Origin of the sequence: Kitasatospora aureofaciens (genome assembly GCF_019192735.1) — a bacterium.
In the GTDB taxonomy this organism is placed as follows: domain Bacteria; phylum Actinomycetota; class Actinomycetes; order Streptomycetales; family Streptomycetaceae; genus Kitasatospora; species Kitasatospora aureofaciens_A.
On the sequence record NZ_JAHTKP010000005.1, the window covers coordinates 229,363 to 243,938 of the forward strand.

Sequence of the window (14,576 nt, forward strand, 5' to 3'; positions counted from 1 at the left end):
CGTCAACACCTCTTTAGGACTTAGGGTGGGCGCGAGGCCCCGACAGGACGGTGACCAGCACCATGGCGAAGCGGTACGAGCAGATCGCGGCCAAGCTCAAGGCCCAGATCGATGACGGAAGCCTGCCCCCGGGTGAACGGCTCCCCGCGGAGACGGAGCTGGCCGACATCTACGAGGTAAGCGTCCCGACCGTCCGGCAGGCCGTTGGTGTTCTTCAGGCTCAGGGGCTGGTGGACAAGCAGCACGGGCGCGGCACGTTCGTCCGCCGGCAGCCGACCCCGGTCACCCGGGACAACCTGCGCCACCAGTGGGAGAAGAACCGCGCCCGCGCCCCCGAGTCGGAGCGCGTGAAGACCGGCGCCACCGAACACGACACCGGGCTCACGGTGAACGATCTCGTCTTCGCCTCCAAGTACGAGAAGACGCCGGCGAACGCCGATCTTGCCGCGGCCTTCGGAATCCCGGAAGGCACCATGCTGCTGGAGCGCACCTACCGCACCCGTCGCAGCGGGGAGCGCGCGCCCTTCGACACCTCCCGGTCCTATCTCGTGCTCGACATGATCGAAGGCAACCCGGACCTGCTCCGTGACGACCAGGAGCCGTGGCCCGGCGGCACGCAGAACCAGCTGTTCACCGTCGGCATCGAGCTGGACCGCATTGTCGAGACCTTCCGGGCCCGGCCGCCGACGCCGGAGGAGACGGAAGAACTCGGCCTGCCGGTGGGTGTGTCGGTGATCATTCTCCGGAAGACTTGCTTCGATACGACGGACCGCGTGGTGGAGGTCGCCGACGTTGTACTGCCCGGCGACCGCACCGAGATGGTCTACACGACCCAGCTGAGCAGGTGGTGAGCATGGCCAATCTCGTTACCGTCATCACGGCTGTCCATGGGCCGAGCGCCGAGTATCTGGCGGACGCCTACAAGTCTCTTCTCGACCAGGACCTTCCGGACGGTTGGGACTGGCAGTGGGTGATCCAGCAGGACGGCGAGACCGACGACGTGGCGCCGCACGTCCCGGACGACGCACGGATCAGCTTCGGTCAGGGGCGCCACGGCCGAGCGGGCATGGCGCGAACCTTGGGGTTGTCACGGGCCATTGGGCAGTTCGTGAAGGTGCTCGACGCCGACGACCAGCTGCCCGCGGGCACTCTGGCCCGTGACGTTGCCGCCCTCACCAGCCGGCCGGACGTGGCGTGGACGACGTCCCGCGTTCTCGACCTCATGCCGGACGGCAGCACGGTCGGCTTCGACCAGGACCCGCCGGCCGGGCCGATCGAGCGAGGTGAGGTGCTGGCCCACTGGAAGGCCCACGACTTCCGGGCTCAGGTGCACCCGGCGACGCTCTGCGTCCGGCGGGACCTGCTGCTCGCACTCGGCGGGTGGATGGCGCTTCCGGCGTCCGAGGACACCGGCCTGCTGCTGGCGCTCAACGCGGTCAGCCGCGGGTGGTTCGTCGAGGAGACCGGGCTGCTCTACCGGAAGTGGCCGGGACAGAGCACCCACCAGGCCGCGCACAGCCAGGAGACCGAGCGCGCGGCCCGCATGGCGGTCATCCAGGCCCGGGCGGAGGCGTTGCTCGCGATGGAGACTTGGCAGTACGCGGCAGCCTGACGGTTCTGCGTCTCGGCTCAGGCCCCGGCGACGTCTTGGTGGTTCAGGGGGTGTCGGGGTCAGGGGGGAGGGTGAGGGTGGCGACGGCGCCGGTGGTGGGGTGGTTGGTGAAGGTGAGGGTGGCGCCGATGACGCGGGCATGGCCGGTGGCGATGGTGAGGCCCAGGCCGTGGCCGCGGCCGCGTTCGGGGGCGTTGGTGCGGAAGCGCTGGGGGCCGTGGCGGAGGAGGTCGTCGGGGTAGCCGGGGCCGTGGTCGCGGACGGTCATCCGGCGGCCGTCGACGTGGAGTCGGACCGGGGCGGCGCCGTGGCGGTGGGCGTTGAGGATGAGGTTGCCCAGGATGCGGTCGAGTCGGCGGAGGTCGGTGCGGACCCGCTGGTCGGCGGTCACCTCCACCTCCACGTCCAGGCCGGTGAGCGTGACGGTACGGCGGACCGCGCGTTCCAGGGGGACGGCCGAGAGGTCGGGGGTCTCGGCGTCGGCGTCCAGACGGGAAACCTCCAGCAGGTCCTCGACCAGGGAGCGCAGGGCCTGGACCCGGTTCTGGACGAGTTGGGTGGGGCGGCCGGGCGGGAGCAGTTCGGCGGCGGTGACCAGGCCGGTGACCGGGGTGCGCAGCTCGTGGGCGACGTCCGCGGTGAAGCGCTGCTCGTCCTCCAGGCGGCGGTGCAGGGTGCGGGACATCAGGTCGACGGCGGCGGCGAGGTCGGCGACCTCGTCCCGGCCGTCGACGAGTTCGCCGATCCGGGTGTCGGTGCGGCCGGCGGCGATGCTCCGGGCGGCCGTCGCCGCGGTGCGCAGGCGGCGGCTGATCCGGTCGGCGACCAGGACGCCGGCCAGGACCGTGGTGAAGACCGACGCGACGACGGCGATCAGGATGATCCGGTCGAGGTCGGCGATGGCCTGCCGGTCCTGGGTGAAGTCCACCCGGACGGAGAGCACCCCGCCGCCCTGGACCGGGCCGGCCGCCCACATCGACTCGCCCTGCGGGCCGGCCGCGAGCAGCGAGCCCTGGTGGCCGCCGTGCGCGAGCGTGTGCAGCGAGGTCGGCAGGGCCGGGTCGTCCAGGGCGGCGCCCTGGCCGGCGGTCTCGCCGCTGCGGCCGTAGGCGCCCAGCGCCGCGTCGAGCGCGGACAGGGCGGAGGCGCGGGCCTGGTCGACGTGCTGACGGATCATCGCCTGGTGGACCAGCAGGCCGACGGCCACCGCGACCAGGACCGAGATGGCGGCGACGGCGGTGGCGATCTGACGGCGCAGGGTCATTCGGCGCAACGTCATGTGGCCCAGGGTCATGCGGCGCAGGGTCATGCGGCGCAGGGTCACGACGGGCGCCGCAGCTTGTAGCCGAACCCGCGGACGGTCTCGATCCGGTCGGCGCCGATCTTGGCGCGCAGCCGCTGCACGTGGACGTCGACCACCCGGGTGTCGGCGCCCCATTCGTAGTCCCAGACGCGTTCGAGGAGGGTGGAACGCTCCAGCACGATGCCGGGCGCGGCGGTGAACTCCAGCAGCAGCCGGAGTTCGGTGGGGGTGAGCGGGACGAGGCGGCCGTGGACGCGCACCTCCATGCTGTCGGTGTCCACCTGCATGCCGTCGAAGCTGCGGACCGTGGGGGAGTGCGCCGGCGTCGGCTCCGCGGGCAGCGGGGAGCCGATGGCCGCCGGGGAGTCCACGGCCGTCGGGGAGTCGACGGCCGCCGGGACCACGCGCACCCGGCGCAGCACCGTACGGATCCGGGCGACCAGCACCGCGCTCTCGAACGGTTTGACGACGTAGTCGTCCGCTCCGGCCTCCAGGCCGGACACCACGTCCACCGGGTCGGTGCGCGCCGACATCATCAGGATCGGCAGCTGGCTCTCCTCGCGGATCCGGCGGCAGAGCCCGACCCCGTCGAGGAGGGGCAGCATGACGTCCAGCAGGATCAGGTCGGGCCGGACGGTGTGGAACGCCTCCAGCCCCTCCAGGCCGTCGGCGGCCGTGGAGACCGGGAAGCCGTAGCGCTCCAGGGCCATCCGGGTGGCCTCCCGGATCACCTCGTCGTCCTCGACGAGCAGGATGCGCGGGTGGGCGGGCGTGGCGGCGGTGGGCGTGGCTGCGGCGGTCATGGCTTCGCTTCCGGGGGAGCCGAGGTCGGTCGGGCGGGCGGCTGGACGGTGGCTCGCGGGGACGGGACGGCCGCGCCGGGGACCGGTTCGGGTCCGGCCGGCGACGGGCGGACCGGCGCGGGGGGGCGCACGGTGCCGGGGGCGACGGAGGGCTTGGACTCGGGGACGGCAGAGCTCGCCGGACCGCTGCCCGACTGACCGGTGCCTGATTGGTCGGTGCCGAGGATCGGGCCGATGCCCTCGACCTGCTGTTCCAGCAGGCTGAGCCGGACGCCGTCCCAGTGGTAGTGGCTGTTGGTCCGGGTGGAGACGGTGGTCGGCTCGTGCAGCCACAGGTCGGTGCCGACGGTCTCCGCGCTGAACCCCTTCAGGACCTGGACCCGGAGGATCGGCAGCAGGCGGTCGTCGGCCTGGGTGTAGACGTGCAGCACGACCGCCGTGGGGGTGGCGACGGCGGCGATCAGCTCGGGCCGCCCGTCCCCGGTGAGGTCGCGGAACTCGGGGCTGCGGACCTCGCACGTGGCGCAGGAGTCGAGGGCGCGCCGCTCCTCCTGGCTCACTTCGGGATCCTTGGCGAGGACGGCGCGGACGTCGACCGTGGTGATGTCGCGCCCGGGGACGGTCACGTCGGGGACCGGCTGCGGCGGCGCCTGGGTGGCTGAGCCGGACCCGGCGGCGGGCGAGGTCGGCGGCGGCGACGCCGCCAGGCCGGACCAGAGCGGCTGGGGCACCAGCGGCGGCGTCACGGGCTGGGCCGGGCCGTGGTCCTGCAGGCCGCCGGGGGTGGCCCGGCCGACGGCCAGGGCCGCGAGGGCGACGAGGACGGCCAGGGCGGCGAGGGCGGCCGCCGGTACAGCGCCGGGCCGGCGGCGGAGTGGAGATGCTGCTGATGCCACGGTCGGTGCTCGTCCTCCTGGTCTACGGCGATGCCCCTGGTCTGCGGCGATGCGCCGGGTCGTCCTCGCACCGGCCCTGATGGGTCGTCCTCGTACCGGCCCCGGCGAGTTGTACCGGCCCCGGTGAGTTGTACCGGCCCCGGTGATAGGTCGCCCGGACCGCGGTCGGCGGTTCCGTCGGGCGGACCCGCAGCCCGCGTCAGGCCAGGTCCGCCAGGACGATGATGTTGTCGGTCCAGTGCCCGTCCGCGCCGATCCGCCCCCCGCACGTGATGAGCCTGAGCGCGGGCGCGGGCGTGTCGCCGTAGACGGTCTCGGTCGGGAAGCGGTCCTTGGCGGCCTGGAGCAGCGTGCGGACCTTGAAGTCCACCGTGCTGCCGTCCGCGCGCCGCACCTGGATCAGCTCGCCCTCCCGCAGCTTCGGCAGCCGGCTGAAGACTGCCGGGCCGTGGACGGTGTCGTAGTGCCCGATGATGACGGCGGGGCCGGTCTCGCCCGGGGTGGGGCCGTTGCGGTACCAGCCGACCTCGTCGGCCCGGTCGGCCGGCGGCACCTCGACCGTCCCGTCCGGGTTCAGGCCGAGGCCGGCCACCGGGGCGTCGACCCCGGCCGCCGGGATCAGCAGGCGGGTCGGTGGCGACGTCGCGAAGGACTTCGGCGTGGTGGTGGCCGGGGCGGGCCCGGGCGCCGTGGTGGCCGCCCCGGTGGCCGGAGCGCCCGCGCCGTCGTGCACCGAGGGCTCGATCCGCACCACCGGGGTGCGCTGGCCGGACAGCGCCAAGGACGTGCCGAGCACCAGGCAGAGCAGGCCGGCCGCGCCGAAGGCGGTCCGGCGCAGTGCGCTCGGGCCGGGGCGGGCGGCGCGGCGCCGCCCTTGGCCCCTGCGGGGCTTCTTGTGGCTGTCCGGTCTCCCGCTCTCCGCCGGGGCCGCCCCGGCGCCGCTTCCCCGCCTGGCCAGGTGCGGGGGAAGGGCGCCGGGGTGCCCGGCGGACTCGGGACCGGTGTCAGGCGCGCGCACCGGAACGGCGGCGCAGGAGGGCGAAGCCCAGCGCCCCGGCGCCGACGGCCGCGACGGTGCCGCCGCCGGCCAGCATGAGGCCGGAGCCGGCGGTCGAGCCGGAGCCGTCCCCGGCCTTGGCGGCGCCCTTCGGCACCTCGCGGACCTGCGGCTGGCCCGGGGCCGGGGTGCTGGTGCGCGGCGCCTCGGGCGAGGCGGGGGCTCCCTTGGGCGCGACCGCGGGGGCCTGCGCGGGCTGCGGCGACCGGGGCACGGACGGGGCCGCGCCCGCCGCCGAGGCGCCCGCGGACACGCTCGGGGCGCTCGGGGCGGGGGCCGGGGACCCGTCGGCCCACGCCTGCCCGCCGGTGACGGCGGTCAGCAGCGCGGCCCCGGTCAGGGCGCAGACAGCCAGGACACGGCGGGCGGGCGAGCGGTCGGTACGACTCCTGCTCATGCGGTCTCTCTCCTTCGTCGCGGACGCCTCCCGACCCGTGCGGCCGGGCCCGAACCGTGCGGCCGGGGCGTCGACAGTGACGGTAGGAGGGCCGTGTCGCGGTCCCCGGCCGATCGTGTCACGGCCGCCCGTCGTCTTCGTAACAACAGGCGGTTCGAGTCTCGGGGGCTTGCGTGGAAATCGGGAGCGAACGTGAACCGTGCCGGGAGGTGGTGCGTATCACCTGGTGGGGGTCCGGAGGAGACCGGTGGGGGACCAGAGGCCGGTGGGGGCCAGAGAAGACCCGGGGGACCGGAGAAGAAGAACCGGAGAAGAAAGACCGGAGAAGAAAGGTGGCAGCCATGAGCATGCTGGCCAACCTGGTGCCGGCGATGCGCCACTCGCGCCACCGGCGCGAGGACCGCGAGGGCCGCGAGGAGACCAGGGACTCCAGGTCCGGTGACCGTCGCCGTCGCCGTCGGCGTGAAGAAGAGGATCGGCGGCACTGACGGTTCCGCCGTCCTGTCAGGGCCGGGCCCTCGGCCCGGCCACGTTCCAGGGGCTGGACTCGTACCGTGTGGTTGCTGCGGCGGCTGATGGCCGTCGACGTGGGTGACGGCGATGATCGGGTGGAACCGGTCGTCGAGGTGGCCCCGGCCGTGCCGCTGCGGCGGACGTTCGGGCGATTGTGGCCCTATACCCGCCGGGGAAGGCGCCTGCTGGCCCTGCTGATGGTCTTCGTGCTGGCCGGCCCGGTGGTCGACGCGGCCGCGATCTGGCTTTTCAAGGTCGTCGTCGACGATGTGCTGGTGCCGCGCAGGCTCGGGCTGTTCCTGCCGATCGCGCTCGCGTACGTGGGGCTGACGGTCGTGGCAGGCGGTCTGCGCTTCGCCGACGAGATGACCTCGACGTGGGTCAGCGAGCGCTTTCTCCTCGCTCTGCGCTCGGACGTGTTCCGCCATCTGCAGGGCTTGTCGCTCGGTTTCTTCGAGCGGCGGCGGCTCGGCGACGTGCTGGCGCGGCTGGCCGGTGACGTCGAGGCGGTCGAGACGTTCCTGCTCTCGGGCATCGTCGACGCGGTTGCTTACGCCGCCGAACTCGCCGTGTTCCTGGCCGTGTTGTTCTACCTGCGGTGGGATCTGGCGCTGGTCGCGCTCGTCGTGGTGCCGCTGTTCTGGTACACCGCGCGGCGGTTCTCGGCGCTGGTGAAGGCCGCATCGCGGGAGCGGCGGCGGCGCAGCGGCTCGGTGAGCGCGCTCACCGAGGAGACGCTCGGCAACATCGCGCTGGTGCAGGCCTGCAACCGGCAGGGCTGGGAGCAGGAACGCTTCCTGCGGGAGAGCCTGGCGCGGTTCCGGGCGACCATGGAGGCCACCCGACTGCGGGCGCTGTTCGCGCCGATCGTCGACGTACTGGAGTTGGCCGGCGGGCTGATCGTCCTCGGGCTGGGCACCTGGGAGCTCGCGCGCGGACGGCTGACGCTGGGCGAACTGCTGGTGTTCGTCACGCTGTTGAGCCGCCTGTACAGCCCGATCCGGGGGATTTCGCACCTCAGTAACGGCTTCTACTCGGCCTCGGCCGCCGCCGAGAGGATCCTCGAACTCCTCGACCAGCGCCCGCAGGTGAGCGATCCGCCGGTGCCGGTGCGGCCGGGCCGGGTGCGCGGGGCGGTGGCCTTCGACGGGGTGTGGTTCCGCTACCCGGGCACGACCAGGGTGGCGCTGTTCGACGTGTCGTTCCGCGCCGAGCCGGGTGAGACGGTGGCGCTGGTCGGGCCGAGCGGGGCGGGCAAGTCGACCGTCGCCAAGCTGCTGTTGCGCTTCTACGACCCGGAGCGCGGCGCTGTCCGGCTGGACGGCGTCGACCTGCGCGAACTGGCGCTGGCCGACCTGCGGGAGCACATCGCCGTCCTCCTCCAGGAGACCCTGGTGATCCACGGCACCGTGCGCGAGAACATCGCGTACGGGCGGCCGGGTGCGACGGACGCGGAGATCGTCTCCGCCGCCCGGGCAGCCGACGCGCACGAGTTCGTCAGCCGGCTGCCGGACGGCTACGACACGGTGGTCGGCCAGCACGGCCGGATGCTGTCCGGGGGGCAGTGCCGGCGGCTGGCGATCGCCCGCGCGATGATCCGGGACGCGCCCGTGCTGATCCTCGACGAGCCGACGACGGGGCTGGACGCCGAGTCCGCACGGCGGATCCTGGCACCGCTCGGACGGCTCATGCAGGGGCGGACGACGATCATCATCTCGCACGATCTCCTGACCGTCCGGGGCGCGGACCGGATCGTGCTGCTCCGGGGCGGCTGCCTCGCGGACTCCGGCACGCACGAGGAACTGCTGGCCCGCAACGACGGCTACGCGCACCTCGACCGGCTGCACCGGCAGGAGGTGCTCCGATGAACGCCCAACAGCCTCTGATGAACGACCAACAGCCCCTGACCGCAGGGACGTTCGTCGCCCCCGGCTACCAGGCTCTGGCGCACCTCTGCCGCACCGGCTGGCTCGACCTCTACGACGCCTGGAGCGAGGAACGCGACTGCCGCTGCGTCGTGAAGGTGATCCGTCCTGACCGCCGCCGCGAACGACGGCTGCGCGAACGCCTCCTCCAGGAGGGCCGTTGGCTGACCGAGTTCACCCACCCGCACCTCGTCCGCGGCTACGGCACGGGCGAGCGCCCGCAGCCGTACGTCGTCCTGGAGACCCTCACCGGGGAGACCCTCGCCCACCTCCTGGACGGCCGCACCCGCCGCCCGACCGCCACCGACCTGGCCCTGCTCGGGCTCCACCTCTGCTCGGCCGTGCACTACCTGCACGGGCGCGGGCTGCTGCACCTCGACCTGAAACCGTCCAACATCGTGATCGACTGCCACCGCGCCAAGGTGCTCGACCTCAGCGTCGCCCGCCCGCCCGGCGTGGCCCGGCCGGGCATCGGCACGGACGGCTACCTCGCCCCCGAGCAGGCCCGCGGCGGCCCGCTCACCGGGGCCGCCGACGTGTGGGGCATCGGCATCACCCTGTACAGGGCGGCCACTGGCGCCGTCCCCTTTGCCGGCCCGGCCCCCGACGGCCCCGCACCCTCGGTCTCCCGCAGCCGTCGGCTGCCCCGGGCCTTGGCCGGCGCCGTCGACGCCTGCCTGCGCCTCGATCCGGAGGACCGCCCGGGCGTGCCCGAACTGGCCGTGCGGCTGGACGAGTTGCTCCCGCAGGGCCGGCGTGCGGTGGCGCCGCCCGAGGAGTGATCCCAGGCCACGGCGGTGAATCCCAGACCACGGCGGTGAGGTCTCAGGCCGCGGCTGTGAGGTAGACCAGGCCGCCGAGGCCGGCCAGCGAGCAGTACCAGGCGAACGGCTTCAGCGTTGATCTACGTATTTCGCCTGCTCAACTGTGCTCGGACGCTTGCTCCGTGGCCGAGCTGACGACCTACAGGGAGGTGCGCAGCCGGCGCAAGGTCCAGCCCGTGGAGGTCGTGGCGAGAGGTCGGGTGAGCCCCGTGAAGAGCTCGGCGGCGCGGCGGTACGAGAGGCGGGCGCGGCCGGTGTGGGGGCAGCGGTCGGGGGCGGGGGTGCCGGCGGGGGCGCGGCGGTCGGTGAGGAAGAGCGGGCCCGAGGCGCGGCCGGCGACGAGGAGGGGGAGCAGACGGGCGGTGCCGGCCTGCCAGTGGACAGGGGTGCGGCCGGGGCGGGGGAGGGTGAGCCGGTGGGGGAGGTCGAGGTCGTCGGTGTTCAGAGCCAGGACTGTCTCGATGGCGGCGCCGGATTCGTGGAGCAGGTGCCAGAGCGTCTGTTCGCGCAGGGGCGCACGGAGGGCGAAGAGGGAGCGGAGTTCGTCGGGCGTGAGCGGCGCGGCGGATGCCGCAGGGAGCGGGTGGGGGCGCAGGCCGGTGGCGGGGTCGGTGGCGATCCATCCGCGGGCGCGCCACCAGGCCACGGCCGCGCGCAGGGTGGAGAGTTCGCGGTTGAGCGTGCGCGGGTCGGTGTCGGCGGAGCGCCGGTCGACGGCGGCGCGGAGGCGGGCGGCGGCGTCGGGGTGGTCGAGCAGGGCGAGCGGGAGGACGGGCGGCCGGGCGCGGCGCCGTTCGGGGCCGGTGGGGGCGGGCCGGTCGGCGAGCGCCCAGGCCCATGTGTTCAGGCCGATCCGGTAGATCCGCCGGGAGCCCTCGGCGAGTCCGGAGGCGGCGAGATAGCGCTCGACGGCGACGGCGTATTCGACGGGGGGAAGCTCTGCCACGACACCTTCTTCCGCAGTAAATGAATGCCCGTGCAGGCATCGCAAGAATACTCATGAATCGCAGTAAACCGCAGGTGAACGGCCATTCTGAGCGCCATTTACTGCGCTAGGAGCAGCAAAGCAACAAATTGATCCGAAGGGGCTCAACTTTTTCGCCGGAAACCCTTGAACCCCTTCCCGCCCAGGGGCAGACTTGCCGCCCATGGCAGTGGAAACGGAACGGATTCCGGCCCGCCGACGGCGGCCGGGAGACCGTCTCGCCGTGCTGGGCGAGCACGACTTCCGGTGGTTCTTCACCGGCTATACGACGTCCCTCCTCGGCTCGGCGATGGCCCCGGTGGCGGTGGCCTTCGCGGTGCTCGACGGCGGTGGCGGCGGCACCGAGCTGGGCTGGGTGATGGCGGCCCGGATCCTGCCGGTGGTGCTGGTGCTGCTGGCGGGCGGGGTGATCGCGGACCGGCTCGGCAGCCGCCGGGTGATGCTGGTCTCGGACGTCCTGCGGGGCGCCGTTCAGGCGGTGTTCGCCGGGCTGCTGGCGACCGGCCGGGCGCCCGTCTGGACGATGGTGGTGCTGGTCGCCGTGTGGGGGATCGGCGAGGGGCTGTTCATGCCGGGGCTCGGCGCTCTGGTGCCCGACCTGGTGCGCGACAAGGAGTTGCTGGGCGACGCCAACACCCTGCTGGGGATGGCCCGTTCGGTGGCGACGGTGGCCGGCCCGGCGGCGGCCGGCGTGGTGACGGCGGCGCAGGGGCCGGCGGCGGTGCTGCTGGTCGACGCGGTGACGTACGGGCTCGGCGCGCTCGCCCTGTTCCGGCTGCGGCTGGCGCTGCCCGCGCCGAGGACGGCGGACGGCGAGCGCGAGTCGATGCTCGGCGATCTGCGGGCCGGCTGGTCGGAGTTCAGGTCCCGGCCGTGGCTGTGGATCACCACCGTGCAGACGGGACTGTTCAACCTGCTGGTGTGGGCGCCGTTCCTGATCCTCGGGCCGCTCACCGCGCAGCAGGACCTCGGCGGGGCGCGCGCCTGGGGGCTGGTGATGGGCGTGTACGGGGTCGGGGCGGTGCTGGGCGGGCTGCTGATGCTGGGGCGCCGGCCGGAGCGGCCGCTGGCGGTGGCGACGGTGGCGACGCTGGGGTGGGCGCTGCCGTCCGGGGCGCTCGCGGCCGGTGTGGCGCTGCCGTGGGTGGTGGCCGGGGCGCTGGTGGCGGGGGTCGGTTCGGCGGTCTGCGGCACGCTGTACAGCACGACGATGCAGCGCTGGGTGCCGCCGGAAGTGCTGGGGCGGGTGACGTCGTTCGGGTCGCTGGGGGCGTTCGTGCTGGGGCCGCTCGGGCTGGCCGGAGCAGGTCCGATGGCCAGTCGGATCGGCACACCCGAAGTGCTGTTGATCGGCACGCTCTGGCAATTCGCGGCCGGTGCCGTGGTGTTGGCGGTACCAGCCGTACGGTCCCGCCCCTGGACGGGGGACGGCGCGCCCGAAGCCACCTGAAGCGACCCCGGGGCGCACCCCCGGCCGGGCGCGGCCCACCGCGCACCGTACCCGGCCGGCCCCGGAGCGTCGCCGTCCCGCCCGCCGCCCCTCCCGCCCCCGGGCGGCGGGCGCGGCGGGCGGGACGGTCGTACCGTGGAGGGTGCGGGGGTGGACGGAGGAGGTTTGCCATGCCCGGTTCGCTCACCATCAGCCACCACGAGGCGCCGGTGGCCCTCGACCACACGGACGCCGCGCGGCTCGCCACCGTGCTGGAGGAACTGGCCTATCTGCTGGAGATCCCGGGCCCGAACCGGATCAACGACGCGCAGCTCACCGTGCTGTGCGAGGGCCGGACGCCGGACCGCGCCGAGCTGTCGCGCTGGTCGCGGGCGCTCGCGGCGGAGCTGAAGGGGCGGCTCTAGCAGCGGCCATTACGCGTAGGGCCACCACGCGGAACCCGCCGTACGATGGCGCGCGGGGCGGGTGGGTCTCGCGCGCCTCCCGGGTGCCGGGCCGGCCGGCGGCCGGCCCGGTGGAGGGTGGGGGCCCGAGCGTGCCGCAGTCCTGGTCGATGTCCTGGCTGACCGTGCCGACGCCGCTGCCGAGCGGCCCGATGCGCATCGCCGTGACCCCGCTGGGCGTCGCGGCGGCCGGCTACGGCGGACGGGACGGCGAGACGCCGCCGTGCACCGACGACGCGAAGATCGCCGCCGTCACCGACCGGATCGGCGCCTATCTGGCGGGCCGCAGCCGGGAGTTGGGCCTGCCGATCGACTGGAGCCTGAGCAGCGGCCCGCATCGCGCGGTGCTGCAGACGCTTCTGCGCGACGTGCCGTACGGGCTGACCATCACGTACGGCGAACTGGCCTCCCGGAGCGGGGTGTTCGAGGACGTGACCGAGCCCGGCCTGGCGGCCCGGACGGTCGGACAGATGATGGCCGCCAACCCCGTCGCGCTGCTGGTGCCCTGCCACCGGGTGGTGGCGGCGGACGGGATCGGCGGCTTCGGCGGCGGCCGGGTCGGGATCGAGGTGAAGCGCTGGCTGCTCACCCTGGAAGGGGTCCTGGAGCCGACGCTCGACTGGAACGGCCCGCTCTGAGCATCCGACTTGCCGTTGCACCGTAGTGCCCGTCAACTCCCTTCCCGCGGGCGGGCTGTTGCGCACCCGGGCGGCGCGGGATGCGGGAGGATGGCAGCCGGCATTCCAATGAGTTCGAATAACTCATCGAACAAATATCGACCAGGTGATCTAGTCGTACTATTTGTTCGGTTATTCCGAACCACTCGAATGAGTGATTGCAGGAAACCCTCGAACGGGCCCACCATGAACGTGCACCATGAATATGCAAGGCGACACTTCATCGGGTATGTGAAGGGCTCCCTATGTCGACCGAAACCAATGCCGGTATTCCTGCGTCCGCCGGAAATCCGGAGATCCGGCAGCAGCAGAGTCTGAGCACGGCGGGTGCGCGGAACCTCGCCACGACGACCAAGTCCGCGCCGCAGATGCAGGGCATCAGCCCGCGCTGGCTGCTCAGGAAGCTGCCGTGGGTCCAGGTGTCCGGCGGTACCTACCGGGTGAACCGTCGCCTGCGCTACTCGGTCGGCCGTGGCCGGGTGAGTTTCGTCAAGACCGGCTCCGAGGTGCGGATCGTCCCGCCGACCCTCGCCGAGGTGCCGGTGCTGCGCGGCTTCCAGGACGAGGCCGTCCTGGAGGAGCTGGCCGGGCGCTTCGTGCAACGGGAGTTCTCCGCCGGTGACGTGCTGGTCGCGGCCGGGACGCCGATCGACGAGGTCTTCATCATCGCGCACGGCAAGCTCGACCGGATCGGAACCGGCAAATACGGCGAGGAGGCGGTCATCGGCAAGCTCGCCGACGGTGACCACCTCGGCGACGAGGCGCTCCAACAGGAGGACGGCACCTGGCCGTACACGGTGAAGGCGGCCACCGCCGGCACCGTGATGGTGCTCGCCTGGCCCGCCTTCCAGGAACTCCATGACCGCTCCGAGGCGCTGCAGCTGCAGATCATGGAGTACCTGAACGGCTTTCAGCAGGCGCAGAACAAGCACGGTGAGGCCGCGATCGACCTCTCCGCCGGCCACGAGGGCGAGTTCGAGCTGCCCGGCGCCTTCGTCGACTACGAACTCAAGCCGCGCGAGTACGAGCTGAGCGTCGCCCAGACGATCCTCAAGGTGCACAGCCGGGTCGCCGACCTCTACAACCAGCCGATGAACCAGACCGAGCACCAGCTGCGGCTGACCATCGAGGCGCTGCGCGAGCGCCAGGAGCACGAGCTCATCAACAACCCCGAGTTCGGCCTGCTGCAGAACGCCGAGTACGACCAGCGGATCCAGACCCACTCCGGCCCGCCCACGCCGGACGACATGGACGACCTGCTCAGCCGCCGCCGCAGCACCAGGATGTTCCTCGCCCACCCCAAGGCGATCGCCGCCTTCGGCCGCGAGTGCAACCGCCGCGGCCTCTGCCCGGACACCGTCGAGGTCGACGGCAAGCAGATCAGCTCCTGGCGCGGGGTGCCGATCTTCCCGTGCAACAAGATCCCGATCGTCGGCGGGAACACCAGCTCGATCATCGCGATGCGAGTCGGCGAGGACAACCAGGGCGTCATCGGGCTGCACCAGACCGGAATTCCCGACGAATACCAGCCGAGCCTCTCGGTGCGTTTCATGGGAATCGACGAGAAGGCCATCATCTCGTACCTGGTCAGCGCCTACTATTCGGCCGCGATCCTGGTGCCGGACGCGATCGGCGTCCTGGAGAACGTGGACGTCGCACAGCGCCGCGACTGACCCGGGAACGGTACTGAC

The 14,576-nt window shown here is 73.0% G+C and carries 15 protein-coding genes; 9 read left to right on the top strand and 6 right to left on the bottom strand.

What is annotated here, in order from left to right; translation table 11 throughout:
* Positions 1–62: 62 nt before the first annotated feature.
* Positions 63–851 carry a GntR family transcriptional regulator gene (locus tag KV557_RS08205; protein ID WP_218199150.1) on the top strand — a complete coding sequence of 263 codons (789 nt, stop codon included), beginning with the start codon at positions 63–65 and terminating at the stop codon, positions 849–851.
* Positions 852–853: 2 nt separating this feature from the next.
* Entirely contained in the window at positions 854–1,612 is a 759-nt protein-coding gene (locus tag KV557_RS08210) for a glycosyltransferase family 2 protein (RefSeq protein WP_218199085.1), read from the top strand.
* A 43-nt stretch (positions 1,613–1,655) separates the two neighbouring features.
* Here KV557_RS08210 and KV557_RS08215 read toward each other — a convergent pair whose 3' ends face one another.
* From KV557_RS08215 to KV557_RS08235, 5 genes are all read right to left on the bottom strand, one after another.
* Entirely contained in the window at positions 1,656–2,921 is a 1,266-nt protein-coding gene (locus tag KV557_RS08215; protein ID WP_256177077.1) for a sensor histidine kinase, read from the bottom strand.
* Positions 2,922–2,932: 11 nt separating this feature from the next.
* Entirely contained in the window at positions 2,933–3,718 is a 786-nt protein-coding gene (gene cseB / locus KV557_RS08220) for a two-component system response regulator CseB (RefSeq protein ID WP_218199086.1), read from the bottom strand.
* Positions 3,715–4,614 (bottom strand): hypothetical protein, encoded by a 900-nt coding sequence (locus KV557_RS08225; protein WP_218199087.1) that lies wholly within the window; start codon positions 4,612–4,614, stop codon positions 3,715–3,717. Before KV557_RS08225 ends, cseB begins: the two co-directional genes overlap by 4 nt.
* A 199-nt stretch (positions 4,615–4,813) precedes the next feature.
* A complete protein-coding gene (locus KV557_RS08230) occupies positions 4,814–5,632 on the bottom strand; it encodes a class F sortase (protein ID WP_308129806.1) in 819 nt (272 codons plus the stop codon).
* A complete protein-coding gene (locus tag KV557_RS08235; protein WP_218199088.1) occupies positions 5,619–6,068 on the bottom strand; it encodes a hypothetical protein in 450 nt (149 codons plus the stop codon). Before KV557_RS08235 ends, KV557_RS08230 begins: the two co-directional genes overlap by 14 nt.
* A gap of 341 nt (positions 6,069–6,409) precedes the next feature.
* Between KV557_RS08235 and KV557_RS08240 the strand changes: the two genes are divergently transcribed.
* The 3 genes from KV557_RS08240 to KV557_RS08250 all read left to right on the top strand — a co-directional run bounded on the left by KV557_RS08240 (position 6,410) and on the right by KV557_RS08250 (position 9,288).
* Positions 6,410–6,556: a hypothetical protein gene (locus tag KV557_RS08240; protein WP_218199089.1), complete on the top strand. Its 147-nt coding sequence runs from the start codon at positions 6,410–6,412 to the stop codon at positions 6,554–6,556.
* 87 nt (positions 6,557–6,643) lie between these two features.
* Positions 6,644–8,449, top strand: a complete 1,806-nt coding sequence (locus KV557_RS08245) for an ABC transporter ATP-binding protein (RefSeq protein WP_218199153.1) — start codon at positions 6,644–6,646, stop codon at positions 8,447–8,449.
* Positions 8,446–9,288, top strand: coding sequence for a serine/threonine-protein kinase (locus tag KV557_RS08250; protein WP_256177078.1), 843 nt, complete (start codon positions 8,446–8,448; stop codon positions 9,286–9,288). The genes KV557_RS08245 and KV557_RS08250 overlap by 4 nt, the downstream gene beginning before the upstream one ends.
* Before the next feature lie 181 nt (positions 9,289–9,469).
* Here KV557_RS08250 and KV557_RS08255 read toward each other — a convergent pair whose 3' ends face one another.
* The gene (locus tag KV557_RS08255; protein WP_218199090.1) at positions 9,470–10,276 is read right to left on the bottom strand and encodes a hypothetical protein; all 807 of its coding nucleotides are present in this window, start codon (positions 10,274–10,276) and stop codon (positions 9,470–9,472) included.
* Between the two features lie 202 nt (positions 10,277–10,478).
* On the opposite strand from KV557_RS08255, the gene KV557_RS08260 reads away from it, so the two are divergent.
* The 4 genes from KV557_RS08260 to KV557_RS08275 all read left to right on the top strand — a co-directional run bounded on the left by KV557_RS08260 (position 10,479) and on the right by KV557_RS08275 (position 14,558).
* Positions 10,479–11,765 (top strand): MFS transporter, encoded by a 1,287-nt coding sequence (locus KV557_RS08260; RefSeq protein ID WP_218199091.1) that lies wholly within the window; start codon positions 10,479–10,481, stop codon positions 11,763–11,765.
* 170 nt (positions 11,766–11,935) lie between these two features.
* Complete coding sequence (locus KV557_RS08265; protein ID WP_218199092.1) at positions 11,936–12,169, top strand: hypothetical protein; 234 nt, start codon at positions 11,936–11,938, stop codon at positions 12,167–12,169.
* A gap of 131 nt (positions 12,170–12,300) precedes the next feature.
* Positions 12,301–12,846 (top strand): methylated-DNA--[protein]-cysteine S-methyltransferase, encoded by a 546-nt coding sequence (locus KV557_RS08270; RefSeq protein WP_308129808.1) that lies wholly within the window; start codon positions 12,301–12,303, stop codon positions 12,844–12,846.
* 284 nt (positions 12,847–13,130) lie between these two features.
* On the top strand, positions 13,131–14,558 hold the full coding sequence (locus KV557_RS08275; protein WP_218199093.1) for a family 2B encapsulin nanocompartment shell protein: 1,428 nt from the start codon (positions 13,131–13,133) through the stop codon (positions 14,556–14,558).
* Positions 14,559–14,576: the final 18 nt, after the last annotated feature.

Coding starts and splice junctions, on each gene's coding strand:
- KV557_RS08265 (WP_218199092.1), top strand. CDS start 11,936: ATGCCCGGTTCGCTCACCATCAGCCACCACGAGGCGCCGGTGGCCCTC.
- KV557_RS08215 (WP_256177077.1), bottom strand. CDS start 2,921: ATGACCCTGCGCCGCATGACCCTGGGCCACATGACGTTGCGCCGAATG.
- KV557_RS08210 (WP_218199085.1), top strand. CDS start 854: ATGGCCAATCTCGTTACCGTCATCACGGCTGTCCATGGGCCGAGCGCC.
- KV557_RS08275 (WP_218199093.1), top strand. CDS start 13,131: ATGTCGACCGAAACCAATGCCGGTATTCCTGCGTCCGCCGGAAATCCG.
- KV557_RS08235 (WP_218199088.1), bottom strand. CDS start 6,068: ATGAGCAGGAGTCGTACCGACCGCTCGCCCGCCCGCCGTGTCCTGGCT.
- KV557_RS08240 (WP_218199089.1), top strand. CDS start 6,410: ATGAGCATGCTGGCCAACCTGGTGCCGGCGATGCGCCACTCGCGCCAC.
- cseB (WP_218199086.1), bottom strand. CDS start 3,718: ATGACCGCCGCAGCCACGCCCACCGCCGCCACGCCCGCCCACCCGCGC.
- KV557_RS08245 (WP_218199153.1), top strand. CDS start 6,644: ATGGCCGTCGACGTGGGTGACGGCGATGATCGGGTGGAACCGGTCGTC.
- KV557_RS08260 (WP_218199091.1), top strand. CDS start 10,479: ATGGCAGTGGAAACGGAACGGATTCCGGCCCGCCGACGGCGGCCGGGA.
- KV557_RS08205 (WP_218199150.1), top strand. CDS start 63: ATGGCGAAGCGGTACGAGCAGATCGCGGCCAAGCTCAAGGCCCAGATC.
- KV557_RS08250 (WP_256177078.1), top strand. CDS start 8,446: ATGAACGCCCAACAGCCTCTGATGAACGACCAACAGCCCCTGACCGCA.